Below are 23255 nucleotides of genomic sequence, written 5' to 3'. Positions count from 1 at the left end.
CTACCGACAAATCTCGAAGGGGAAAAGCGCTTAAACGGTAAGCGCTATGCATGCCCGTACAATCCTAGGAGATTAACTCACTAGATTATTGATTCTTTAAAGAATGAAGGCCGCGAGTAGGGTAACACCGAGCAAAGCGGTCGATAAAACAAATAGCTCACGCACCCTTTCGCACTTACCAGTAAAAATTTCATCGTGGTGATGGTGATATTCTTTACTTTTGATGTAGTGGAACAAACGCACCTGTTTGGTGACATTTCCATGGGTGGTAAAAAAGCCATTGCCATCAACTTGCTGATATAACAACGGATGCGCTTCACGCATGATGTAAATTAGAGAACGAAGAGCGGTGAGATACCGGATCATGTTGACTCCAGTTACCACCATTAGCGCAAATAAGATTGTGTCTCCACTGATCATCTTTTCCTCCCTACATCTTCAACAATGCTCAAGAGAAAAAGACGATCAATGCTTCGTCTTTACCCGCTACTTATAGCGTCAAAAAACGCGTTTACGCAGCTGGAGCATCCATGATTGAAGATGAACCTTCTTTCGCCATTTGTGCTAGATCTTTGTCGATGAAGAACAATGCTTTACCATCTTCACCTACCAATTCGATCTTATCTAAAATCCCTTTAAACAACTTCTCTTCTTCGTGCTGTTCAGACACGTACCACTGTAGGAAGTTAAACGTTGAGTAGTCTTGGCTAGTAAATGCAACATGTGCCAATTTATTGATTTTTTCCGTGATCATTTGCTCATGTTCGAAGGTCTCGCGGAAAACATCACCTAAGCTAGCAAAATCATGCTTTGGTGCATCAATAGCGCCCAAAATTGGCATTGAGCCAGTTTCACTTACGTAGGTGAATAGGCGTTGCATGTGCTCCATTTCTTCTACGGCGTGAGCGCGTAAAAATTCAGCCGCACCTTCAAAACCTTTGTCTTCACACCAAGCACTCATTTGTAAGTATAGATTGGATGAGAAAAATTCTAGGTTAATTTGCTCATTCAATTGTTCGACCATAGTTTGAGACAGCATGTTAACTCCTATTAATGTGCATGCAATATACCCAAGTAACCTCGAGATAAACGACGCCGCGAGATTGACTTGCTCTACATCAGAGGCAAGGTTTTACTTGAACTATAGTCAGTAACGGAGCGCTGAACTCCGCATCTCAAAGTCACTTGGGTATAACGCCACTATAACATGATTACTGAGACAAGACTTTGTACCTACGACACTGATATGAGATCACTTCAGCAAATTTTTTTGGGGGTTAGTGCTAATCTAAAACTATGACCTTACAAGGAGATAGCAATATGAGTTACAAACACATACTTGTGGCAGTCGACCTGTCAGACGACAGTAAAGTGTTGATTAAAAAAGCCGTATCACTGGCTAAACCTCTGGATGCGAAAGTCTCTTTTATTCACATCGACGTGAACTACGCAGAGCTCTACACCGGGCTTATCGACATCAATATGGCAGAAGCGCAACATCAAGCGATGGAAGCGTCGCGCACACAATTGGCGAATTTCGCAGAATATGCGCAATACCCAATAGCCCATACGTTGGTCGGTAGTGGCGATTTGAGTAATGAGCTGTGCGATACCATTCAAGATTACAGTATCGACTTGGTGGTTTGTGGTCATCACCAAGATTTCTGGAGCAAGATTCTGTCTTCGACTCGACAACTGATTAACTGCTCTCCAGTCGATATGCTGGTCGTACCGCTAAAAGACTGATTGGCGCGACGTTAAAACTTGGTTAGACTGCGGGCACATTTGTTGTTGATAAAGATTCTCATCCATGGCTTATCTATCCGCAGTTACCCTACTTTGGGCATTCTCATTTAGCCTGATCGGCGTTTACCTCGCTGGTCAGGTTGATTCTTGGTTCTCGGTGTTCATGCGCGTGGCACTGGCGAGTCTGGTTTTCATTCCCTTTTTAAAATTCCGCGGCGTTAGCAAATCCCTAATCGCGAAACTGATGACGGTCGGTGGCTTTCAGCTTGGTCTGATGTACTGCTTCTACTACCAATCTTTTTTGCTCCTTTCCGTGCCAGAAGTATTGCTGTTCACCGTATTCACACCCATTTACGTCACGCTGATCTATGACTTCTTGAAAGGTCGCTTTTCACCTTGGTATTTTGTTACCGCGGCGATTGCTGTATTTGGCGCAGCCTGGATTAAGTTTGCAGGCATTAATGAAGACTTCCTGCTGGGCTTTTTGGTCGTACAAGGAGCAAACCTCTGTTTTGCCATTGGTCAGGTAGGCTACAAATACATCATGGAAAGTGAGCCGGTTGATTTGCCACAACACACCGTGTTTGGTTACTTCTACTTAGGTGCGCTTTGTGTAGCAACCGTGGCTTTCGCTCTGATGGGCAACCTCGACAAACTACCCACCACCGCAACGCAATGGGGCATTCTGACGTACCTTGGTTTAATTGCTTCCGGTTTTGGTTACTTCGCGTGGAACAAAGGCGCAACCATGGTAAACGCAGGAGCACTTGCAGTAATGAACAACGCGTTAGTGCCAGCAGGTTTGATTGTGAACATTGTGATTTGGAACCGCGATGTTGACGTCATGCGACTCGCCATTGGCGGTGCGATCATCATGCTATCGCTATGGATTAACGAAACCTGGGTGAAAAAGCGCGTCGAAATGAGCTACGCCAAGAAGTAAAGCGACCGCTCCCAACACACATACCGACAATAAAAAACGCTCTCCAACTGGAGAGCGTTTTTTTGGATTAGATTAATGCACTTTCATTTGCGAACTTGCGCTCATCAACGCCTTGGGCGACGTTGGCAACAACACTTCTAGCTTGGCATTGCGCGCTTCAAGCTTGCGCTGACGCTTAAGTAACTTTTGTTGTTTTTTCGCTACTTTTAACAACTTCTTCTGCTGCTTGTAATGCTTTTTCAGTGCTTTTTTCGCTTTCTTAAGCGATTTTTTATCCGCTAAATCAAACCATACTGGTGCGTCGGTTCTTACTGGCTCCAGGGATTTTTCGGCTTGCTTTTTCTCTTTCACGCGCTCAACAACACGCTTCACAATCGCTGCTTTTTCGTTGCTTTGTTTTGTTGTCACAGGAATCGGTTGTACTGGCAGCGCTTCAGCCAATAAGCCACATGATTGTTGCTCGTTCAATGGCTTGTCTTGGCATTTTTGCGGCGGAATAGCGGCTGGCTTACACAGGGTATCTTTGGCCGCTGAAGAACGTGCGCAAGAGCGACAAACAAACTTTGGTGCGACAACTAAACGATGGATGTCGCCAAGCTCCGCCGCGATCTGTTTACGACTCATTTTACATAAGCGTTTAGCCATTCTACTACTCCAGCTTCCCAATTATCGACCGCATCACAACAAGTGAAATAATAATAATTCTTAGTTAGATATACAATCAGGGAGGAGAATTAGCAAGAGAAAACTATCAGTAACGATTCAGAAAGAGAGGCTTGATCACAGCACGATACACCGTACTGTGACAAGAAAAGTTGAGCGGTCAGGAAGTTATGCCATTGAGGCTTTAACGTAGACATCAAAGCGATTTTTTTTGGTTTCAATCGCCATAGTCGGCTTTTGCTCGTTCAGCCAGTTTGCATAGTCTGGGCGCTTCACCACCACGCGTTTTGTGGCTAACGCCATGGCAGGATCTAGCAAACCATCGGCGTCCAAATCGGCGCCAACCAACGATTGGAAAACGCGCATCTCTTTTTTTACGAGCGCCGATTTCTTCTTGTTTTCTGGGTGCGGATACATAGGGTCGAGATACACCACATCTGGCTGAACAAAGTCTTCATCTTGTGCCAGCTGTTCCAATGCATCATGACTGGAGGCATGGATCAGCGACATACGCTCTGATACCCAAGTTCCAATTTCAGGGTCTTGTTTCGCACGCGCTAAGCCGTCATCCAGCAACGCTGCGACTACCGGGTGTCGCTCCACCATCTGTACCTTACAGCCGAGCGAAGCCAAAACGAATGCGTCACGTCCCAGCCCCGCCGTGCCGTCTAGAACGGTTGGCGTTGCCCCTTTGTTCAAACCTGCGGCTTTTGCGATGGCTTGGCCCTTACCACCACCAAATTTTCGGCGATGTCCCACTGCGCCACCAATTAAATCGACAAAAATAGCGCCCAACTTTGGCTCATCCACTTTACGCAGCTCTAAACGCTCGGTGGTCAGCACCAAAGCAAAATCGCTCTCGTCAGTGTGAGAAAGCTGCCAGCGTGCAGCCAGTTCATCCAGATGAGGTTGTTGAGACGGGTCTTCACAGATCAATTGCAGTTGCAAAAGGAGGCTCCAATAAAAAATCGCGGTAACTGGCGCTGAGTGTATACCTAAGTTACCTCTCAATGCTAGGTTGAGCTTGATATGACAAGACTACTCAGCCGTCAGTCGCTCAACTAACTCAGAAAGCGGTTGAGGATGTCCAATACCGTAGCCTTGGCCATAATCCACACCAAGATCGATCAAATGCTGCATGACTTGTTCGTTTTCGACAAACTCCGCCACCGTCACTTTGCCTAGCTGTTTTGCCAGATCATTGATCGAGCGAACCATTACACGGTCCATTTCATTTACGTTGATATCTCGCACGAAAAGACCATCAATTTTCACGATATCAACAGGAAGTTTCTTTAAGTAACCAAATGAAGACAAGCCCGAACCGAAATCATCCAATGCAATCATACAACCCAACGCTTTGAGCTTGGTGAAGAGCTCAATGGCTTGCTCAAGATTACTCATCGCTGCTGTCTCGGTGATTTCTAGACAGATTTTTTCACACGGCATGGACGAACGTTCCAGTCGTTCCAATAAGAAATCGATAAATTCTTGATTCCCCATAGATTGACCTGAAAGGTTTATCGAACAACGGCCGAGTTTTTCAACCACCTCCGGGCGTTGCTCAAACCATTCTAGCGTTTGAGTAATGACCTGTTTATCAATCCAATGCGCAATGTTGTAGCGCTCGGAGGCAGGAATAAACAATGCAGGAGAAACATAATCACCATATCCATTGCGAATGCGCACTAAAATCTCAAAATACATCTGAGCATCGTGCTTTTGTAAGCTTTTGATCGGTTGAGCAAATAACTCTAAACGCTGATTCGACAATGCCTCATGCACCAGATTGACGCTCTGCATTTCCATCTGGCGACGTTGTAGCTCTTCGTTATCTAAGCTGAACAGATTGTAGCGGTTACGGCCTTGCTCCTTGGCGGCATGACACGCAGAGTCTGCTTGAGCATGCACCATTTGCGGCGTCTCTGCCGTATGGTCGATGATACGAATACCAATAGAACAACTGATGAACAAGCGTGTATCTTCCCAAATAAAGAGATGTTCACTCAACGTCGAGATGATCAGTTTAGCGATATTAATCGCGCCGTATTCGTCGCAATCTTTGAGTAGTACCGCAAACTCATCGCCTCCCATTCGAGCCAAGATGGAATTGTATGGCAACACTTCCTCTAACATGCTGGCGCAAAATTGAATCGCCGCGTCACCCGCATCATGCCCAACCGTATCATTGAGGACTTTTAGCTGATCTAAGTCGAGGTATAGCATGGCGTGGACGCGACGATGGCTGTCCACCTCACGCAGTGCGGTCTTGAGCTCTAGTTCAAAGTGGTTTCGGTTATAAGTCCCTGTCAGCAAGTCATAGCGCGCTTGATATTCCAATTTCTCGGAAAGCTGTTTGGTTTCTGTAATATCTTCACCCACAATCAATAGCTGATCAGATTCACTCAGTGGACGAATGTTCTCGCGTACCCAAACACGATGACCGTTTGCATGGCGATACTCGACTTCACGTCGCCAGACCCCATGCACCTGTTGATTGGGTTGCAATAGCACTTGGCGAGGAAACAGTACCTTGTCATCAAAATAAAACTCCCTTAGGCGGTGTCCGAGCATGTCCATCGGTTTGTAGCCGAGGAGTAGTTGAGCAAATCGATTCACTTCTTGAATGCGGTTATTGCAGTCGAGTGTCACCATCATGACGGGCTGTTGCTCATAATAGTTACGCAGGGTTGATTCGCGTTGATAGAGCTTATCTTCCATCAACTTACGACTAGTGATATCGCGCGCTTCAAACAAGTATTGCTTTTGATTTCCTACTTGCTGAGAAAAAGGCTTGAGTGAAATTTCCAACACCAATGTACCGTGCTCTTTACTCCAAATTTCAGCCTCAAACGTCGACACTTGATGGTGAGGCGCGTGGAAATACGCCTCAAGCAACGCTTGTGCTTTCTCACTCCAATTGGGATGAAACCAAAGTGGTCGGTCTAAACGCAGCCCTTGGTGATACAGCAAAGATTGCAGGTGATCGTTGCCCGATTTAAGTACACCGTTGGCATACAAAATGCCCATATACTGCATGCTCTGATCAAAAATCGATTCTAAGATGGCTTGGCTTTCTCGCGCGGCACTCTCGCTGCGACGCATCCGCTGTAAATAGTAACCCATCAACAAAATGACCACCGACATCACCACAAACAGGCTACCAAACAAGCGAATTTCTTTGGCAAAACGCTCAGAAAACTTCATCGGTTTATTAAAAAATACCGCAGAGACCTCTTGCTCAGCACCCAGCCCCCAGCGCACTACAGCTTGATAATCGAGCTTGATTTCAGAATCACTTTTCTTCACGGCTGGCAGAGCTTGGTCAGGGTTATCCAATACAAACTCAAGTATCTCAGCGCTCTCAATGCCATGCCGATAACCACTTTGGATCACGCCACCAACCGCACCATGCCCTAAGCCAATGTCGTGCACCATAAACAGCGGCGCATTTGAGGCTCTGTTAACGCCAATCCAGTCACGTTCACTGCCAACCACACCCTGTTTATCTCGGTAATAAGTCCAAAACAGGACGACTTTATCTTTATTCAGCTTCGCCACTTGTTGCTTTAAGTCAATGATACTGTCGGGAATAACTTGCACAATTTTGTCGCGATATTGCGGATGTTCATGTACAAAATCGTCGATTTGATAGCGTAATACCTCTCCCGTTACGGAATGGTCACTGACAATAAGAATTTGGGTGTAATCAGGGTGTAGGCGCTCTATGAGGGCTAAATTTGCCTCCAAATCGACATCTTCTGTTACTCCTGTTGCGTTCAGAGATTGGTGCAAAGAAGGATGATAATTGTTGATGCCGTTAAATATAACCGGGGTGTCTTTGATGATTGGTGCCAAACGCTGCATCAGTTCAAGCGCGTTGTTGTCGCTCACTAAAATGGCATCGAATCGTTCTGTGCTTAATTTCGTACGATATAAGGATTCAAGCTGAGCGAAAAACTGCTCACTCTGGTTACGTTTCGAGTCTAAATAGAGCACGCGCATATCCAGCGATCGATCACCCAATTGCTGCTCGATACCTCGCTGTATGGAATCCGTCCAGAAAAAACCTTGATGATAGGAGTGCACGACCAAAACTTTCGGATCTGAGGCCGCGGCAAACGCGCTCCAACATAGCGCGACAATAACCAGAAAACGCTGCACATTATCTCCATAGCTCGGAGTTAACCCGCAGTTACTCCTGCCAAACCTTGTGAATCCTATCCGCTATGAGTATAAAAGGGAGGTAAAACTCTATCCCTAACGGAAATAATAGTATGAATGCGAGCCTGCCGAAACTCGACGACCTTGACCGCGCAATATTAAAAACACTGATGGCTGACGCCAGAACGCCCTACGCAGAAATGGCAAAGCAGTTCGATGTCAGCCCTGCCACTATCCATGTGCGTATTGAGAAGATGAAATCGGCTGATATCATCGAAGGAACGGAGGTGATCGTAAACACCAAAAAGCTCGGCTACGATGTGTGCTGCTTCATTGGAATTAACCTAAACGCAGCTCGTGATTACCATTCCGCGCTAGAAAAACTCAACGCGCTCGACGAAGTCGTTGAAGCTTACTACACCACGGGCGCGTATAACATATTCGTCAAATTGATGTGCAAATCGATTGAAGAACTGCAATTTGTGCTGATTGATAAGCTGCAAGCCATTGATGAGGTTCAGTCTACGGAGACATTAATATCGCTGCAGAACCCAATTAACCGCAGTGTGAATCCGTGAATTTTTTATAAAAAATAGACAAAAAAGGCCAACCGAATGGTTGGCCTTAGTATTTTTGGAAAGACAGCGTGCGCTTACGCTGCAATACCAGAATGGCGCAATAGCGCATCAATTTGTGGTTCACGACCACGGAAGCGCTTAAACAGCTCCATTGGCTCTTCACTGCCACCCATTTCTAGGATGTTATTCAGGAAGCTTTGACCCGTTTCTTTGTTGAAGATGCCTTCTTCTTCAAAGCGAGAATACGCGTCTGACGACAGCACTTCAGCCCACAGATAGCTGTAGTAACCCGCGCTGTAACCACCAGCGAAGATGTGACCAAAGCTGTGCGAGAAGCGCGCCCACTCAACAGCTGGAACCACCGCGACTTTCTCTTTCACTTTCGCCAGCATTTCTAAAACGCGTGCACCCACTTCTGGGTCGTATTCGGTGTGCAGAGTAAAGTCGAACAAACCGAATTCTAGCTGACGCAAAATGCCCATCGCCGACTGGAAGTTCTTCGCCGCGAGCATCTTATCTAGCATCGCTTTTGGCAACGGCTCGCCTGTCTCATAGTGACCAGAAATAAACGCCAGTGCGTCTTCTTCCCAACACCAGTTTTCCAGGAACTGACTTGGCAATTCAACCGCATCCCAAGGTACGCCATTAATGCCTGATACCGCGCCAGTTTCTACTTGAGTCAGCATGTGGTGGATGCCGTGACCAAATTCATGGAAAAGTGTCACAACTTCATCGTGCGTAAACAGTGCTGGCTTGTCGCCCACTGGACGGTTGAAGTTACACGTTAGGTAAGCCACCGGCGTTTGCAGTTCGCCAGAGAGCGTAATACGACGACCACGACAGTCATCCATCCACGCGCCTCCACGTTTGTGCTCACGTGCGTAGAGATCTAAGTAGAAACTGCCACGCAGTGCGCCTTCAGCGTCAAAGATATCGAAGAAACGCACAGATTCGTGCCAAGTGTCCACGCCTTCGCGCTCAGTAACTGTCATGCCAAACACGCGGTTTAGCACTTCAAACAGACCACTGACAACCTTTGATTCTGGGAAGTACGGGCGCAGTTCTTCATCCGAGATTTGGAACAAGTGCTGCTTTTGTTTCTCGCTGTAGTAAGCAATATCCCACACATTCAATTCTTCAACGCCAAACTCACTTTTCGCAAACTGACGCAACTCTTCGACTTCACGTTCACCTTGTGGTTTCGCACGTGTCGCTAGGTCATTCAAGAAGCCCAACACTTGATCTGGCGTTTCGGCCATTTTCGTTGCTAACGATTTCTCGCTGTAAGTATTGAAACCCAACATGCGTGAAATTTCGTGACGCAGTCTCAGTTGCTCAGTAATGATTTCTGAGTTGTCCCACTTACCAGCATTTGGACCGCGATCAGAGGCGCGTGTCACATACGCTTCGTACACTTCTTTACGCAACTCTTGGTTGTCGCAGTACGTCATGACAGGTAGGTAAGATGGGATATCCAGCGTAATGAGGTAACCATCTAGCTCTTTTGCTTCTGCCGCGGCTTTTGCTGCTGCCAGCGCCGATTCTGGCATGCCAGCAAGGTCTTTCTCATCCGTGATGTGCTTGGTCCAACCCATGGTGGCATCCAGTACATTGTTAGAGAATTTAGAGCTGAGCTCAGACATGCGTTTGCTGATTTCGCCGTAACGGTGCTGCTCATCGGATGGCAAACCAATACCCGATAACTCAAAGTCTCGTAGCGCATCGGTGATGGTTTTTTGTTGAGCGCGAGTCAGCGTTGCGAATGCATCACTGGCTTTAATTGCTTTGTACGCTTCGTACAGGCCTTTGTGCTGACCAACCCAAGTGCCGTACTCTGACAAAATTGGCAAACAACTTTCGTACGCCTCACGCAGATCTTCGCTGTTCATCACGGAGTTCATGTGACCCACTGGCGACCAAATGCGGCTTAAGCGGTCATCCGCTTCTTCAATTGGCGCAATCACACTGTCCCAAGTTGGGTGAGCATTATCTTTTAGAACTTCATCGATTTTCGCTCGGCAGTCAGCAATCGCTTGTTCAACAGCAGGCTTGATGTGTTCTGGTTTAATTTGAGAAAACGGAGGTAAGTCCGTAAACGTCAGAAGAGGATTAGACATGAATAATTCCTTTTGTGTTTTGACTCTGTGATTGCCTGTCTATTTTGTGTAGATAGGCCAACTCAATGTACAGACGAGCCAGCAACATGGATTGGGGGAGCTCCGTTCCCTTTCTCTATGCTGCGATGACCATATAGTCAACGAGCGCTACTCTGTCCTTGAGTCTTGTTATACCTAAATGAGATTTCACACTCTTTGAGCACGAGAAACTCACCTAGTTCAATTCGATTACCAATAGTAAGTGTGGGTGACTTAAAGAAATTTCAATAGTGAGCCCCTATTAGAGGAACGGATTTGATTGGAAGTTCTACATCTTTAAGTTACTTGAGTATAATACCGCCATAGAGTGAAAATCACAGACCACACTCAACCAAAGAGTGTTTCGAGAGTTTAATTTGTTAAGTTACCGCCACAGCTTCCACGCCGGCAACCATGCCGACGTGGTCAAACACATCGTTCAAAGCCTCATTCTTGATGCGCTGAAACAAAAAGATAAGCCATTCGTTTATCACGATACCCACTCGGGTGTGGGCCGTTACGATCTGACTCACGAATGGTCTGAAAAAACGGGCGAATACAAGCAAGGCATCGCTCGTATTTGGGATAACCCAAACATTCCTGAAGATATCAAAAGCTACATCGATGCCATCAAAGTACTCAACAACGGCGAGAAGCTGCGTTACTACCCAGGCTCACCACGTGTAGCGCGCGCGCAAGTCCGCCCACAAGATCGCATGGTGCTGACGGAGCTGCACCCAGCCGATCATCCATTGTTGGAGCAAGAATTCCATCGCGATCGCCAAGTGAGCATCTTCAAAGAGGACGGGTTCCAGCGTCTAAAAGCCAGCTTGCCGCCACAAGAGCGTCGTGGTTTGGTACTAATTGACCCACCATACGAGCTCGCGAAAGAGTACCGCGATGTAGTGCGCGCGATTCATCAGAGCCATAAGCGTTGGGCAACCGGTATCTACGCGATTTGGTACCCAGTGGTAAACCGTCACGACATCGAAGATATGATCGAAGGCCTGGAAGCACTAGGCATTCGTAAAATTCTGCAAATCGAGTTAGGTGTCGCACCCGATACCAACGAGCGCGGCATGACGGCATCCGGCATGATTGTGATTAACCCGCCGTGGAAACTGGAAAGCCAGATGAAAGAGATTCTGCCATTCCTGCAAGACGCGATCGCACCAGCCACCGGCCACTGGAAAGTGGACTGGATTGTGCCAGAGTAAGCTAATCTGCACCGAAGCCTCTCAGCGCAACGACATTTTCGTTGCGCTTTTTTATACTCTCAACTTTGCCCTCTCATCGCGCTTATTCTTCTTTTTGTGCCTCTCATCGCTATTTGTCATAAGTAATGTCGCTTTTTCCCATTTAGGAATTCGTTACATTCGATTTATGATAGTGGGATAACGGTGGCATTGAGTTCGGGCAAGGTCATCCCAATCTATCTATGTACCAGATAAAATTTATAAGCTCTTGGAGAAAGTAATGGCGACTCATTTTGACTATATCTGTATCGGTGGCGGCAGTGGCGGCATCGCATCTGCAAACCGTGCGGCGATGTACGGCGCGAAAGTTGCGCTAATCGAAGCTCAAGACCTTGGCGGTACCTGTGTCAACGTAGGTTGTGTACCGAAGAAAGTGATGTGGCACGGCGCACAAATCGCAGAAGCAATGAACCTGTACGCAGAAGATTACGGTTTTGATGTCGACGTGAAAGGTTTCGACTGGAGCAAACTGGTTGAGAGCCGTCAGGCGTACATTGGTCGTATTCACCAATCTTACGATCGCGTTCTTGGCAACAACAAAGTAAACGTGATTAAAGGCTTTGCTAAGTTTGTTGACGAGAAAACCGTAGAAGTAAACGGTGAACATTATACTGCGGATCACATCCTGATCGCGGTGGGTGGTCGTCCTACTATTCCAAACATTCCAGGCGCTGAATACGGCATCGATTCAAACGGCTTCTTCGACCTAGCAGAGCAACCAAAACGCGTTGCGGTTGTCGGCGCTGGCTACATCGCAGTTGAAATTGCTGGCGTGCTGCACGCACTAGGTACAGAAACGCACCTGTTCGTACGTAAAGAGTCACCACTGCGTAGCTTCGATCCAATGATCATCGATACGTTGGTTGAAGTGATGGAAGCAGAAGGCCCAACACTGCACACCCATTCTGTACCAAAAGAAGTGGTAAAAGAAACCGATGGCAGCCTAACTCTGCACCTAGAAAACGGTGAGAGCCAAAACGTTGACCAACTGATTTGGGCAATCGGTCGTCACCCAGCAACAGACGCAATCAACCTAGCGTCAACCGGCGTGGCAACGAACGAAAAAGGCTACATCAAGGTAGACGAATACCAAGAAACCAACGTGAAAGGCATCTACTGTGTGGGTGACATCATGGAAGGCGGTATCGAGCTAACACCAGTAGCAGTGAAAGCGGGTCGTCAACTTTCTGAGCGTTTGTTCAACAATAAACCAAACGCGAAGATGGACTACGATTTGGTTCCAACTGTGGTATTTAGCCACCCACCAATCGGCACTATCGGTCTTACAACGCAAGAAGCGGAAGAGAAGTACGGCAAAGACAACATCAAAGTCTACACATCTGGCTTTACTGCGATGTACACCGCCGTTACTAAGCACCGTCAACCATGTAAGATGAAGCTTGTATGTGCGGGCGAAGAAGAAACGGTTGTTGGTCTGCACGGCATCGGTTTCACGGTAGATGAAATGATCCAAGGCTTCGGCGTAGCAATGAAGATGGGCGCAACCAAAGCAGACTTCGACTCTGTTGTGGCTATCCACCCAACGGGCTCAGAAGAATTCGTAACGATGCGTTAATTGCGCGCTAATCGCATTGCTGATTTCAGCGAATCATTCGAAAAGGTCACCTTAGGGTGACCTTTTTTGTTTGCCCATGCTTAACTCGCATTCTCCAATAACGTGCGAATAAACTCGGCTTTGATAGCACTCTCCTGCTTACCGTCATGAATCAGACACAAGTCTGCACGCAGTGACTCTTTCAGCTTGATAAAACGAATCCCATGCCAATGATGCTGAGAAAACGTCGACGGCACCAACGTCACGGTGTTGCTGTTTGCCACATACGCCATCAAGGTGCTTGGCTCCACCACTTGTTTGCCAATATGGGGTGAAAAGCCTTCTTGCAGACAGGCATTGATGATGAAGTTTGCCGAGGCAGAATTCGCCAAACTCATAAACGCAAACTCACACGTCTTTAAATCTTGGAGCCGCAGCAAAGATTTGCTGGCTAACTCATGTTGCTCCGACACCGCCACCACAAACACATCTTTGCCCAAAGACACCGACTGATACGGATAAATGTTGAGTGCATCGGCAAAACGTACAATGCCCACGTCGATTTTCTTCTCACTCAGATGCTTCTTTTGCGTCTCTGGGTTGAGGTCAAAAATGTCGGCGTGATAAGTGTCATGCTCAGCATGGAAGCCCTGCAACAGACGATCAAATCCGCCCCAAAATGCGCTACTTACCACACCAACTCGCAGGATATTTCTCTGGTTCAAACCCACTTGCTGCACTTGATTGAGCGAGACATCTAAGGTCTGAAAAATCAGTTGGCATTTGGACTCCAACAATCGCCCTGCCTCCGTCAGCATGACGTTTCTTGAATCACGCTCAAACAGTTTGACGTTAAGCACCTCTTCCAACTCTTTGATGCGATTGCTCAACGGCGAATTGGTAATATTGAGGTTCTCGGCGGCCTTAGTGAAATGCTTGGTTTGTGCGACCTCGTAAAAGTAACGCAGCATCTTCAGCGTCACGCGCTCAAATGGTTCTGACTTCATGCATTGAGTCCTAGCGAATTTCATCATCCTCTTTTTAAGGATGATAGTAGCGAATAAAGCAAAGATAACCAGCGCAGAAAGTCACACAATGGAATCAACACACAACCAGAAGGTGACTAACATGAATCACGATCCAGTAATCGGCGCGCTACAAACCATTCGCGAACGCAAACCAAACTTCCAACCTAAAGCGGCGTTTATTTTAGGCTCTGGCTTAGGCGTATTGGCAGACGAGCTACAAGACAAAGTGGTCATTCCATACGAAGAGCTCGAAGGCTTTCCGGTTAGCACCGTGCAAGGCCACTCTGGTGAGTTGGTACTTGGCACCATGGGCGGCGTAGACGTAGTGTGCATGAAAGGTCGCGGTCACTACTACGAACACGGCTCAATGAAGGTCATGACAACACCCGTACGAACCTTTAAAAAGCTGGGCTGTGAGTTTCTGCTCGTCACCAACGCGGCAGGCTCACTTCGCCCTGAGCGTATTGATGTCGGCTCTCTGGTGGTATTTCATGACCACATCAACACCATGCCTGAATCGCCAATGATCGGTCCGAATGATGAAGAGTACGGCCCGAGGTTCTTCAGCCTCGCCAATGCGTACGACAAAGGCCTGCGCGCAGAAGCGTTTGAAGTCGGCAAAGCCAATGGTATTCACCTCAATGAAGGCGTGTTTGTCTCTTACACAGGCCCCAACTTTGAGACCGCAGCTGAAATCCGCATGATGCAAATCATCGGTGGTGATGTGGTGGGCATGTCGGTCGTGCCAGAAGTGATTTCTGCGGCGCATTGCGGCTTACCCGTATTGGCAGTGTGTGCGATCACCAACATGGCAGAAGGCTTGGGAGATGTAGAATTGTCTCACGCCCAAACATTGAAGTGCGCGAAGCTAGCCGAAGCAGATTTTATTCGCTTTATTAAGCGCTTTATGAAGCATCACTTCTAAAGCCGTTTCATTCCAAAAAGCAAAAGGGTCATCAAGTAACTTGATGACCCTTTTTCGTATCACGTTTTCTAACGTTCGGGGGTATTTCGGAGCCGTTTGTGCGTTTTACTTAACTGCGCGCACCAATTCAGCAATGCCTTCCCAATCGCCGTTGTCCATCATTGCGGTTGGCACCATCCAAGTACCGCCACAAGCCACAACCGATTTCAGCGCTAGGTAATCTTCCACGTTGGATGGGCTTACACCACCTGTCGGCATGAATTCCACAGGGTAAACCGCCGTCAGTGCTTTCAGCATGTTTACGCCGCCTGATGGCTCAGCAGGGAAGAACTTCAACGTACGCAGACCCATTTCCATCGCTTGCTCAACCAAGCTTGGGTTGTTTACACCCGGTACGATAGTCACACCACGTTGCTGACAGTATTTCACTGTGGTTGGGTTGAAGCCTGGGCTAACGATAAAGTCCACGCCCGCTTCGATCGCGATATCCACTTGTTCTGTGGTCAGAACGGTGCCCGCGCCAATCAACAATTCTGGGTACGCTTCACGCATGATGCGAATCGATTCCGCCGCCGCTTCGGTGCGGAATGTCACTTCCGCACATGGTAAACCGTTTTCTACCAACACTTTTGCCAGTGGCAGAGCGTGTGCTACGTCGTTGATTGCGATAACTGGGACGATTTTGATTTCTCTTAATCGTTGTTCAAGTGTTGTCATGGGGAACCTCTAAAGAATAAAGCTTAATGTTGCGACGATAATAAACGCGATACCGCCAAGTAACGTTTCCATTACCGTCCAAGTTTTTAATGTGGTTTTCTCATCCATCTCAAGCAGACGAGATACCAACCAGAAACCAGAGTCATTGAAGTGAGACAGTACCGTTGCACCACCCGCAATCGCGATTACGATAAAGCAAAGGTCTAGTTCACTCAAACCTGTTGATGCAGCCACAACTGGCGCGATAAGAGCCGCCGTAGTGGTTAGCGCTACAGTTGCCGAGCCTTGAGCAACACGTAGACAGGTTGAAATCACAAACGCCGCCACAATCACAGGCATACCTGTATCTGTAAGAACGTCAGCCAGTGCATCACCGATGCCGCTTGAGCGCAGTACGCCGCCAAACATGCCACCAGCACCCGTTACTAGGATAACGCCACAGATTGGAGCCAATGACTCACCACACAATTTTTCTAGTTTTGCCATGCCGTAGTCTTTGGCAAACACAGCCAGACAGACAATCAAAGTAATCAGCAACGCGACTGGGGTTTTACCTAGCATACGTAGGAACTCAACCAGTGCCGTTTTGCCATCAATCAAACCTGCAACCGCCAGTGTGTTCAATACCGTATCCAAACAGATTAGCAGGACTGGCAGCACAAGGATGGTCATAACCGTGCCAAATTTTGGTGCGTTGCGCTCATCCACCATTGCTTCGCCATTAAAGAAGGCTTTAGATAGTGGGATATCGAATTTTTTGCCCGCGTACAAACCAAATAGGTAAGCGCCAAGGTACCAAGTTGGAATAGCAACCAAAATACCCACCACCAATAGCAGACCGATGTTTGCGCCAAGGAATTCTGCCGCTGCAACCGGACCTGGGTGTGGTGGAACAAACGCGTGCATAACCGCAAAAGCACCGGCAGCAGGCAACGCGTATTTAATTGGTGAGCCACCAAAACGAGCCGCCACACTTAGGATGATTGGCATCATCACTACAAGGCCAGCATCGAAGAAGATTGGGAAGCCAAACAGTAATGAAGCGACGCCCAAAGCAAATGGTGCGCGCTCTTTACCAAAGCGACCAATCAAAGTGTCTGCCAGCACTTTCGCACCGCCAGTCACTTCAAGAATTTTACCGATCATCGCACCAAGACCAACCAGCAATGCCACGGAAGCCAGTGTGCCACCGAAGCCGCCCATCATGGTCGATACGACTTTCTCAGAAGGAACGCCAGTGGCGATTGCTGTGCCTAAACTCACCATAGTAAGGGAAGCAAAAGCATGGACTTTCAGTTTAATGATCAGAACGAGTAACGCTGCAATGGCAAGGCCTGCAATCGTCAGTAGGAACGTAGGATCTGGGGCTTGGGTTAATTGCTCCATAGGTTCACCTTTAAGAATTATTGTTTGTGTTATGGTTCACATTTATTTCAGTTACCGGTAACATGTTACCGATAACATGAATAAGATAAACCCATATTTTAAAGTGAATTCAAAAATTGAGATCACGCGCAAATTTGGTTATGAGGATAAGTTATGGCTGGTAGTAGTGTCATCGTTATGGGCGTTTGTGCTAGTGGTAAAAGCACAATTGGTGAGCATCTAGCGAAAAAGCTAGGGCGTAAATTCATTGATGGTGATGATCTTCATCCACGAGCGAACATTCAGAAAATGGCATCGGGCCAGCCTCTGAACGATGATGATCGCAAGCCATGGCTAGAACGCATTCGTGATGCGGCGTACAGCCTAGAAAGCAAAAACGAACACGGCATTATTGTCTGTTCAGCACTGAAAAAGATTTACCGCGATCAGATCCGCGAAGGCAACGACAACGTGACCTTCCTGTTCCTTGATGGCGATATGGAGTTGATCCTTAATCGCATGCGTATGCGCAAAGGCCACTTCATGAAAGAAAACATGGTGAAGAGCCAATTCGAGACGCTAGAGCGCCCAGACAACGAGCCTCAAACTCTGATCATCAGTATCGACGGAGACATCAGCGACGTGGTGGAACGCTCTGCCGCTGAGCTAATCAAAATGCAAGCGATCGAGGTGGCGTAATGACTCACTCTGTTGTTCTTGAGGTCACACAACGTTTGACCGAGCGCAGCCGTGAAGCGCGCGCTGCGTTTCTTGCTCGCACCGAAGTGCAAGCCGAAGCTGGCAAAGGCCGTGTTGGTTTATCTTGTGGTAACTTAGCCCATGCAGTCGCCGCTTCTTGCTCTTCTGAAAAGAAAAATATTCTCGATTTTACTCATGCCAATGTCGCGCTGATCAGCGCCTACAACGACATGTTGAGCGCCCACCAGCCGTACCAAGACTACCCAGCGCAAATCAAACAAGTGCTGGCGGACTACGGCCATACGGCGCAAGTCGCAGGTTGTGTGCCAGCGATGTGCGATGGGGTGACTCAAGGTCAAGCAGGCATGGATATGTCGCTGTTTTCGCGAGACTTAATTGCGCAATCAACGGCGTTGTCTTTGAGCCACAATGTCTTTGATGCCACATTGCTGCTTGGCATCTGTGACAAAATCGCCCCGGGGCAACTGATGGGCGCGCTGTCTTACGCGCACCTGCCGACTGCGTTTGTACCAGCGGGTCTGATGGCAACAGGCATCAGCAACGAAGAGAAAGTCGACGTGCGCCAAAAATACGCAGCGGGTGAAGTCGGCAAAGACGCTCTGCTGGATATGGAGTGTCGCGCTTACCACTCTGCGGGTACGTGTACGTTTTACGGCACCGCCAACACCAACCAGTTGGTGTTCGAAGCCATGGGCTTGATGCTGCCAGGTTCGGCATTCATCCATCCCCATACCCAACTGCGTAAAGCGTTAACCGATCACGCGGCTCTGAAAATCGCCTCAATGACGGCGGGTTCTGCACACTTCCGTCCGTTGGCAGAAGTGGTCACAGAAAAGAGCTTGGTCAACGGCATCATCGCTCTACTCGCATCTGGCGGCAGTACCAATCACACCATTCATATGATCGCCGTGGCGCGTGCTGCTGGCATCTTGCTCACGTGGCAAGACATCAGCGATCTGTCGGATGTGGTTCCTTTGTTAGCTCGCGTTTACCCGAACGGCCCAGCCGATATGAACGCGTTCCAAGATGCGGGTGGCGTGCCAGCGTTATTGTACCGCTTGAACGAATCCGAGCTTTTGCATCGCGATGTGAAACCCGTATTTGGTGAATTTGAAGACCAAATGACGCTACCGAGTCTTGTCGATGGACAACTGACTTGGACACCGTGCCAAGGCAGCCAAGACGGTGACGTGATCGCCAAACCGGAGGCCACTTTCCAAGACACTGGCGGCACTCGCGTACTGACTGGCAACTTGGGTAAAGCAGTGGTGAAAGTCTCTGCGGTGAAAGAAGATCAGCGCATCATCGAAGCGCCTGCGAGCGTATTCCAATGCCAACACGAAGTGGAAGCGGCGTACAAACGCGGTGAGCTAAACCAAGATTGCATCGTTGTGGTCACACACAACGGCCCAGCGGCAAACGGCATGCCTGAACTGCACAAGCTGATGCCCATTTTAGGTAACGTGCAAAAAGCGGGCTTTAAAGTGGCGCTGGTTACTGACGGTCGTTTATCTGGCGCGTCAGGTAAAATTCCGTCTGCGATTCATGTTTCTCCAGAAGCCATTCGTGGTGGCGCGATTGGTTTGGTGCGCAACGGTGATTTGATTCGCCTGGATTGCCAAACGGGCGAACTGAACAACTTAAGCGATACCACTGGTCGCGAGTTGATTCATTTCGACACCGAATCTACCCAACAAACATGGGGACGAGGCTTGTTTAGCGTGATCCGCCAAAACGTCTCTAGCGCAGAAGAAGGCGCAAGCTTCATTGTTTAAGGCGAGAAGAAAGACTCGTCATTTCGACAAGCCTAAGCAAGATCAGGAATTTAATATCAACGTGCTGTGAAGCCAGAGAAAACACCTCTGCCACAGCACTTTTTTGTTGGTAGATTCTGAATCACGCTCGTCCCTCGCTGTTCAGAATGACGAGATGTGGGATTGGTCATTTTTCTTTTTTAATAAACGAATTAGTCCGTCATTCCGACGAGCCTAGGCGAGATCAGGAATCTACTATCAACGTGCTGTGAAGCCAGAGAAAACACCTCTGCCACAGCACTTTTTGTTGGTAGGTTCTGAACCTTGCTCGTCCCTCGCGGTTCAGAATGACGAGATGTGGGATTGGTCATTTTTCTTTTTCAATAAACGAATTAGTCCGTCATTCCGACGAGCCTAAGCGAGATCAGGAATCTACTATCAAGGTGCTGTAAAGCTAGAGAAAACAACTCTGTCACAGCACTTTTTGTTGGTAGATTCTGAATCACGCTCGTCCCTCGCTGTTCAGAATGAAGATATCTGGGGTTCAGAGGATTGCATTAAGCGGTTTTCATCACCACGACCGCAGCAATCACCACAAAGATACCAAACCAGCCGATTGGCTTGAGTTTCTGTTTAAACAGCAAGGTTCCACCCACTGCGGTACCCAAGATACCGATCGCGCCCCAAGAGGCGTAAGCAATGGCTAAGTCGATCTCTTTAACCGCTTGCGCCAACAGCGTGAACGCAGCCAGTACCAACACAATCGCGGTAATGCCCCAGCCTTTGTATTTAAAGCCGTGAGAACGTGTGAGCGCCATGTTCGCCACGATGTCGACCAAGGCAGCCATCACGACAAATCCAAATGACATCGTAAAAAATTGACTCATGATTCACACCTTACACTTGTAGAAAATGAACGTTCTTTTGCCAGTTTATCGGCGTTTTTCTTGGTGTTAGATTGACCGTGTGACTCCCCTAAAGTCACACAAACGATGCCGATGACAGCTAACATCAAACCAAGCAGCTCTTGGGTATTTAAGTCAGAATCAAACAACACGATTGAAACGACCGTGATCAATGAGATACCCAACCCTTCCCAAACAGCGTATGCCACGCCGATAGAAATCTTTTTCGCTGCAATCGAGAGGAAGTAGTACGACACCGCAATCAATACGTACATCACGATGTAGCCCAACCATCCATGACCTTGTCCGATAAAAGACATGGTGCTGGTGCCTGCTACTTCGGCAACGATGGCGAGCAATAAAAATAGACGTGCAACTAGCATGATGAATCCTCCATCAGAAATTAAAAAACTGCATAACGGAGAATGGTGAATGTCACGCATCTGTATCGACATTCAAAAAGTTAAAAAGATAAAAATGAGCCACTTCTCCTGACTATTTGAGATAAGGTTAGCGCTGGGTAGGAAAAAGGGACAGGTAATTGAGATATTCATTTTTGAATATCTTAAGAAGTAAGTTGTCGATGTAATCACACAATATTGGCAAGGTTAAAGCATCTACTCTCTCATTCAGCCGATGCCATAAGGTCACGTCATTGCGTAAAAATCAGCGGCGTCTTCAGGGTTTGGCGAACCACTTTATGTAAGTGTCGGTGCAAAGGATGGTTGCGATTGGTTTGTAAGAAACCACCAGAGACGACAAACTGGCTAAACTCACGGTTGACCAAAGGCATCGCGTAAGAGTCCAGCTCCGGCATCAATACTGCTGAGCTTTGGCTGGCATACATAATCGCGTCGGTTTCTTGCAACATTTGGCACGCCACACGCAAATTATAGGATTTAAGTAACACCACAGGCTCATAGCCCATACGACGATATTCGGACTCCACGGTACAAAGTGGTTTATACGAGGCGGGCGCAGGCAGAGACACCAGAGGCAGTTTGGAGACCGTGTCCCAATCATTGCTGACTTTCGACAAAGTCGGGTGGTTTTTACGTGCCAAAATCACCCGTTTTTCAACAAACAACGGACGCATATAAATGTCTTTCGACAGCTCGGTCTCTTGGTCGAGAATGCAGTAATCGTGCTCGCCCTCTAACATTTCATCGTGCGAGTAACTGTTCCAACTGGAAAAGGCAAAGTGCGCTTTGGGAAAGGCTCGATGGCAGCCAGTTAGCAATCGCTGCCCTTGCTCATCCATCAAATAAGGGTCAGTCACAATCGCGATCTGCCCTTGGTATTGCAGTGGGTCGAACACTTCAAACTCTTGCACCACTTTTTCCAGTGGTGCAATCATGTTGTCGAACTCGGCGGCGAGGCGTATCGCCATCGGTGACGGCTCAACCCCATGCGCTTTACGCACAAACAGCGGGTCATCAAACACTTGTTTGAGCTTCATCACGCCGCGACTGGCGCTCGGTTGAGAAATGCCCAGCTGCATCGCGGCCAGCTTGATGCTGCGGTTTTCCACCACTGCCTTTAATAAACGCATTAAGTTGAGATCCAATGCATCCAGCTGATGTGCCATACCCTAACCTGCCAATACCATTGATGAGCGAATACAGAGAGCGGTTAACTGCGAGTTAAACACTCTCTCCTGAGGTAATTTGATACCCCATATCAACCACTTTTTCTTCTTGCGCTTCACCTTTCAGACGCCCGATCAAAAGCTCTGCGCTCTTTTCACCGATTTTGAAACGCGGCGTATCGACACTAGTCAGTTTCGGGCTGATGGTTTGACCGATATCCAGCGCGTTATAGCCCACAACCGCCAACTGCTGCGGAACTTGAATGCCACGTTGTTGCGCGCTCAGCATGGTCCCTATCGCGATGTCATCGTTGGTACAGAATACGCCATCAAGCGTTGGGTGAGTTTCTAGCGCGCGTTCAAGCAAATCATGCGCTAAAGAGAAGCTAGAGTGATCACCCGTTAATACGTGCTTAGGCTCTAGCCCTGCTTCCGTCATCGCGCGATCATAACCTTGCATACGCAGCTTGGTTCGCGTATCCAAACGCGCCCCAAAATAAACGATTGTACGCTTACCTGAATCTAGCATCTGCTTAACCGCCGTGTACGAGGCATCTTCATGATCTAGCCCAACCGCCATATCAATCGGCTTTGGTGGTAGTTCCATGGTTTCCACTACAGGGATCCCTGCATTTTTTATCATTTGCAATGTACGCGGCGTGTGATGGCTTTCAGTTAGAATAAGTCCATCGACCTGATAAGAGAGTAATGACGCGATCTTGCGTTCTTCTTCAAGCTCATCGTAGCTAAAATGCGCTAAAAGCGTCTCATAGCCATTGGCTTTGGTCACCATCTCGATGCCCTGAACAAAGGAAGCAAAAATTTGGTTGGACAATGAGGGCAGTAAAATACCAATGGCTTTACTGGACGACTTTGACAACATAGCGGGGGCGCGGTTTTCGATGTATCCCATCTCTTCAATCGCAGTCGCAATCTTGGCCCGAGTCTTTTCTGCCACCGATTCAGGGTTACGCATATAACGTGAAACCGTCATCTTCGTGACGCCAACTTGGTCTGCGACATCCTGCAATGTCGTGCGAGTTTTCTTATTCTGTTGAGCCATAAATATGTGATTTATCAGTAATGTTACAAGTAACATTATGACGAATAGACTCTCTGTCGACAAGCTCAGTGAAAATAATTCGCAAAATCATGACGTTATTATTCTATTAGCCACCAAATTGCGTTTCATACATTGTGAGTCAAAGCCGAA

General features: G+C 47.8%; 21 protein-coding genes. 8 read left to right on the top strand and 13 right to left on the bottom strand.

Annotated features, from left to right (window positions below):
• Positions 1-96 precede the first annotated feature (96 nt).
• Positions 97-420 (bottom strand): universal stress protein UspB, encoded by a 324-nt coding sequence (gene uspB, locus ACWYVB_RS13010; protein ID WP_005394407.1) that lies wholly within the window; start codon positions 418-420, stop codon positions 97-99.
• A 91-nt stretch (positions 421-511) separates the two neighbouring features.
• Positions 512-1039, bottom strand: coding sequence for a non-heme ferritin (gene ftnA / locus ACWYVB_RS13005; protein WP_005379167.1), 528 nt, complete (start codon positions 1037-1039; stop codon positions 512-514).
• Positions 1040-1320: 281 nt separating this feature from the next.
• Here ftnA and uspA point away from each other — a divergent pair, with 281 nt between their 5' ends.
• Entirely contained in the window at positions 1321-1746 is a 426-nt protein-coding gene (gene uspA / locus ACWYVB_RS13000; RefSeq protein WP_005379165.1) for a universal stress protein UspA, read from the top strand.
• A gap of 64 nt (positions 1747-1810) precedes the next feature.
• The gene (locus tag ACWYVB_RS12995; RefSeq protein WP_248381432.1) at positions 1811-2689 is read left to right on the top strand and encodes a carboxylate/amino acid/amine transporter; all 879 of its coding nucleotides are present in this window, start codon (positions 1811-1813) and stop codon (positions 2687-2689) included.
• Between the two features lie 72 nt (positions 2690-2761).
• On the opposite strand, the gene ACWYVB_RS12990 is transcribed toward ACWYVB_RS12995, so the two are convergent.
• From ACWYVB_RS12990 to ACWYVB_RS12980, 3 genes are all read right to left on the bottom strand, one after another.
• Entirely contained in the window at positions 2762-3334 is a 573-nt protein-coding gene (locus tag ACWYVB_RS12990; protein ID WP_161445579.1) for a hypothetical protein, read from the bottom strand.
• Between the two features lie 186 nt (positions 3335-3520).
• Complete coding sequence (locus ACWYVB_RS12985) at positions 3521-4300, bottom strand: class I SAM-dependent methyltransferase (protein ID WP_005394395.1); 780 nt, start codon at positions 4298-4300, stop codon at positions 3521-3523.
• A gap of 90 nt (positions 4301-4390) precedes the next feature.
• A complete protein-coding gene (locus ACWYVB_RS12980) occupies positions 4391-7516 on the bottom strand; it encodes an EAL domain-containing protein (RefSeq protein ID WP_457529111.1) in 3126 nt (1041 codons plus the stop codon).
• A gap of 113 nt (positions 7517-7629) precedes the next feature.
• Here ACWYVB_RS12980 and asnC point away from each other — a divergent pair, with 113 nt between their 5' ends.
• Positions 7630-8094 carry a transcriptional regulator AsnC gene (asnC, locus tag ACWYVB_RS12975; protein ID WP_005394393.1) on the top strand — a complete coding sequence of 155 codons (465 nt, stop codon included), beginning with the start codon at positions 7630-7632 and terminating at the stop codon, positions 8092-8094.
• A gap of 74 nt (positions 8095-8168) precedes the next feature.
• Here asnC and prlC read toward each other — a convergent pair whose 3' ends face one another.
• Positions 8169-10211 (bottom strand): oligopeptidase A, encoded by a 2043-nt coding sequence (prlC, locus tag ACWYVB_RS12970; RefSeq protein WP_457529109.1) that lies wholly within the window; start codon positions 10209-10211, stop codon positions 8169-8171.
• Between the two features lie 395 nt (positions 10212-10606).
• On the opposite strand from prlC, the gene ACWYVB_RS12965 reads away from it, so the two are divergent.
• Positions 10607-11446 (top strand): 23S rRNA (adenine(2030)-N(6))-methyltransferase RlmJ, encoded by an 840-nt coding sequence (locus ACWYVB_RS12965; RefSeq protein WP_012841238.1) that lies wholly within the window; start codon positions 10607-10609, stop codon positions 11444-11446.
• Between the two features lie 259 nt (positions 11447-11705).
• Positions 11706-13061, top strand: coding sequence for a glutathione-disulfide reductase (gorA, locus tag ACWYVB_RS12960; RefSeq protein WP_104974633.1), 1356 nt, complete (start codon positions 11706-11708; stop codon positions 13059-13061).
• 80 nt (positions 13062-13141) lie between these two features.
• Here the strand turns inward: gorA and ACWYVB_RS12955 are convergent, their stop codons facing one another.
• Positions 13142-14047 carry a LysR family transcriptional regulator gene (locus ACWYVB_RS12955; RefSeq protein ID WP_025611398.1) on the bottom strand — a complete coding sequence of 302 codons (906 nt, stop codon included), beginning with the start codon at positions 14045-14047 and terminating at the stop codon, positions 13142-13144.
• Positions 14048-14168: 121 nt separating this feature from the next.
• Here ACWYVB_RS12955 and xapA point away from each other — a divergent pair, with 121 nt between their 5' ends.
• Positions 14169-14993: a xanthosine phosphorylase gene (gene xapA / locus ACWYVB_RS12950; protein ID WP_248381430.1), complete on the top strand. Its 825-nt coding sequence runs from the start codon at positions 14169-14171 to the stop codon at positions 14991-14993.
• 105 nt (positions 14994-15098) lie between these two features.
• Here the strand turns inward: xapA and ACWYVB_RS12945 are convergent, their stop codons facing one another.
• Entirely contained in the window at positions 15099-15710 is a 612-nt protein-coding gene (locus ACWYVB_RS12945; protein WP_005394384.1) for a bifunctional 4-hydroxy-2-oxoglutarate aldolase/2-dehydro-3-deoxy-phosphogluconate aldolase, read from the bottom strand.
• Between the two features lie 9 nt (positions 15711-15719).
• Positions 15720-17096, bottom strand: coding sequence for a GntP family permease (locus ACWYVB_RS12940; RefSeq protein WP_005478622.1), 1377 nt, complete (start codon positions 17094-17096; stop codon positions 15720-15722).
• 153 nt (positions 17097-17249) lie between these two features.
• Between ACWYVB_RS12940 and ACWYVB_RS12935 the strand changes: the two genes are divergently transcribed.
• Positions 17250-17774: a gluconokinase gene (locus tag ACWYVB_RS12935; protein WP_005478642.1), complete on the top strand. Its 525-nt coding sequence runs from the start codon at positions 17250-17252 to the stop codon at positions 17772-17774.
• On the top strand, positions 17774-19570 hold the full coding sequence (edd, locus tag ACWYVB_RS12930; protein ID WP_248381428.1) for a phosphogluconate dehydratase: 1797 nt from the start codon (positions 17774-17776) through the stop codon (positions 19568-19570). The genes ACWYVB_RS12935 and edd overlap by 1 nt, the downstream gene beginning before the upstream one ends.
• 536 nt (positions 19571-20106) lie before the next feature.
• On the opposite strand, the gene ACWYVB_RS12925 is transcribed toward edd, so the two are convergent.
• From ACWYVB_RS12925 to ACWYVB_RS12910, 4 genes are all read right to left on the bottom strand, one after another.
• The gene (locus ACWYVB_RS12925; protein WP_257889431.1) at positions 20107-20436 is read right to left on the bottom strand and encodes an SMR family transporter; all 330 of its coding nucleotides are present in this window, start codon (positions 20434-20436) and stop codon (positions 20107-20109) included.
• The gene (locus ACWYVB_RS12920; protein ID WP_012841241.1) at positions 20433-20837 is read right to left on the bottom strand and encodes an SMR family transporter; all 405 of its coding nucleotides are present in this window, start codon (positions 20835-20837) and stop codon (positions 20433-20435) included. The genes ACWYVB_RS12925 and ACWYVB_RS12920 overlap by 4 nt, the downstream gene beginning before the upstream one ends.
• Positions 20838-21106: 269 nt before the next feature.
• On the bottom strand, positions 21107-22042 hold the full coding sequence (locus ACWYVB_RS12915) for a LysR family transcriptional regulator (RefSeq protein WP_104971115.1): 936 nt from the start codon (positions 22040-22042) through the stop codon (positions 21107-21109).
• A gap of 55 nt (positions 22043-22097) precedes the next feature.
• Complete coding sequence (locus tag ACWYVB_RS12910; protein ID WP_085343412.1) at positions 22098-23105, bottom strand: LacI family DNA-binding transcriptional regulator; 1008 nt, start codon at positions 23103-23105, stop codon at positions 22098-22100.
• Between the last annotated feature and the right edge of the window lie 150 nt (positions 23106-23255).

This window comes from Vibrio sp. JZG10 (assembly GCF_054064075.1).
Note: the sequence above shows the minus strand (reverse complement) of the source record. Positions and strands in the feature narration are given on the sequence as shown.

What these genes read in the sequence shown, in the direction of transcription:
- ACWYVB_RS12990 (WP_161445579.1), bottom strand. Translation starts at nt 3,334, where the DNA reads ATGGCTAAACGCTTATGTAAAATGAGTCGTAAACAGATCGCGGCGGAG.
- ACWYVB_RS12935 (WP_005478642.1), top strand. Translation starts at nt 17,250, where the DNA reads ATGGCTGGTAGTAGTGTCATCGTTATGGGCGTTTGTGCTAGTGGTAAA.
- ACWYVB_RS12945 (WP_005394384.1), bottom strand. Translation starts at nt 15,710, where the DNA reads ATGACAACACTTGAACAACGATTAAGAGAAATCAAAATCGTCCCAGTT.
- ACWYVB_RS12915 (WP_104971115.1), bottom strand. Translation starts at nt 22,042, where the DNA reads ATGGCACATCAGCTGGATGCATTGGATCTCAACTTAATGCGTTTATTA.
- ftnA (WP_005379167.1), bottom strand. Translation starts at nt 1,039, where the DNA reads ATGCTGTCTCAAACTATGGTCGAACAATTGAATGAGCAAATTAACCTA.
- ACWYVB_RS12920 (WP_012841241.1), bottom strand. Translation starts at nt 20,837, where the DNA reads ATGCTAGTTGCACGTCTATTTTTATTGCTCGCCATCGTTGCCGAAGTA.
- ACWYVB_RS12955 (WP_025611398.1), bottom strand. Translation starts at nt 14,047, where the DNA reads ATGAAGTCAGAACCATTTGAGCGCGTGACGCTGAAGATGCTGCGTTAC.
- ACWYVB_RS12940 (WP_005478622.1), bottom strand. Translation starts at nt 17,096, where the DNA reads ATGGAGCAATTAACCCAAGCCCCAGATCCTACGTTCCTACTGACGATT.
- ACWYVB_RS12910 (WP_085343412.1), bottom strand. Translation starts at nt 23,105, where the DNA reads ATGGCTCAACAGAATAAGAAAACTCGCACGACATTGCAGGATGTCGCA.
- gorA (WP_104974633.1), top strand. Translation starts at nt 11,706, where the DNA reads ATGGCGACTCATTTTGACTATATCTGTATCGGTGGCGGCAGTGGCGGC.
- uspB (WP_005394407.1), bottom strand. Translation starts at nt 420, where the DNA reads ATGATCAGTGGAGACACAATCTTATTTGCGCTAATGGTGGTAACTGGA.
- prlC (WP_457529109.1), bottom strand. Translation starts at nt 10,211, where the DNA reads ATGTCTAATCCTCTTCTGACGTTTACGGACTTACCTCCGTTTTCTCAA.
- ACWYVB_RS12995 (WP_248381432.1), top strand. Translation starts at nt 1,811, where the DNA reads ATGGCTTATCTATCCGCAGTTACCCTACTTTGGGCATTCTCATTTAGC.
- ACWYVB_RS12925 (WP_257889431.1), bottom strand. Translation starts at nt 20,436, where the DNA reads ATGAGTCAATTTTTTACGATGTCATTTGGATTTGTCGTGATGGCTGCC.
- xapA (WP_248381430.1), top strand. Translation starts at nt 14,169, where the DNA reads ATGAATCACGATCCAGTAATCGGCGCGCTACAAACCATTCGCGAACGC.
- edd (WP_248381428.1), top strand. Translation starts at nt 17,774, where the DNA reads ATGACTCACTCTGTTGTTCTTGAGGTCACACAACGTTTGACCGAGCGC.
- uspA (WP_005379165.1), top strand. Translation starts at nt 1,321, where the DNA reads ATGAGTTACAAACACATACTTGTGGCAGTCGACCTGTCAGACGACAGT.
- asnC (WP_005394393.1), top strand. Translation starts at nt 7,630, where the DNA reads ATGAATGCGAGCCTGCCGAAACTCGACGACCTTGACCGCGCAATATTA.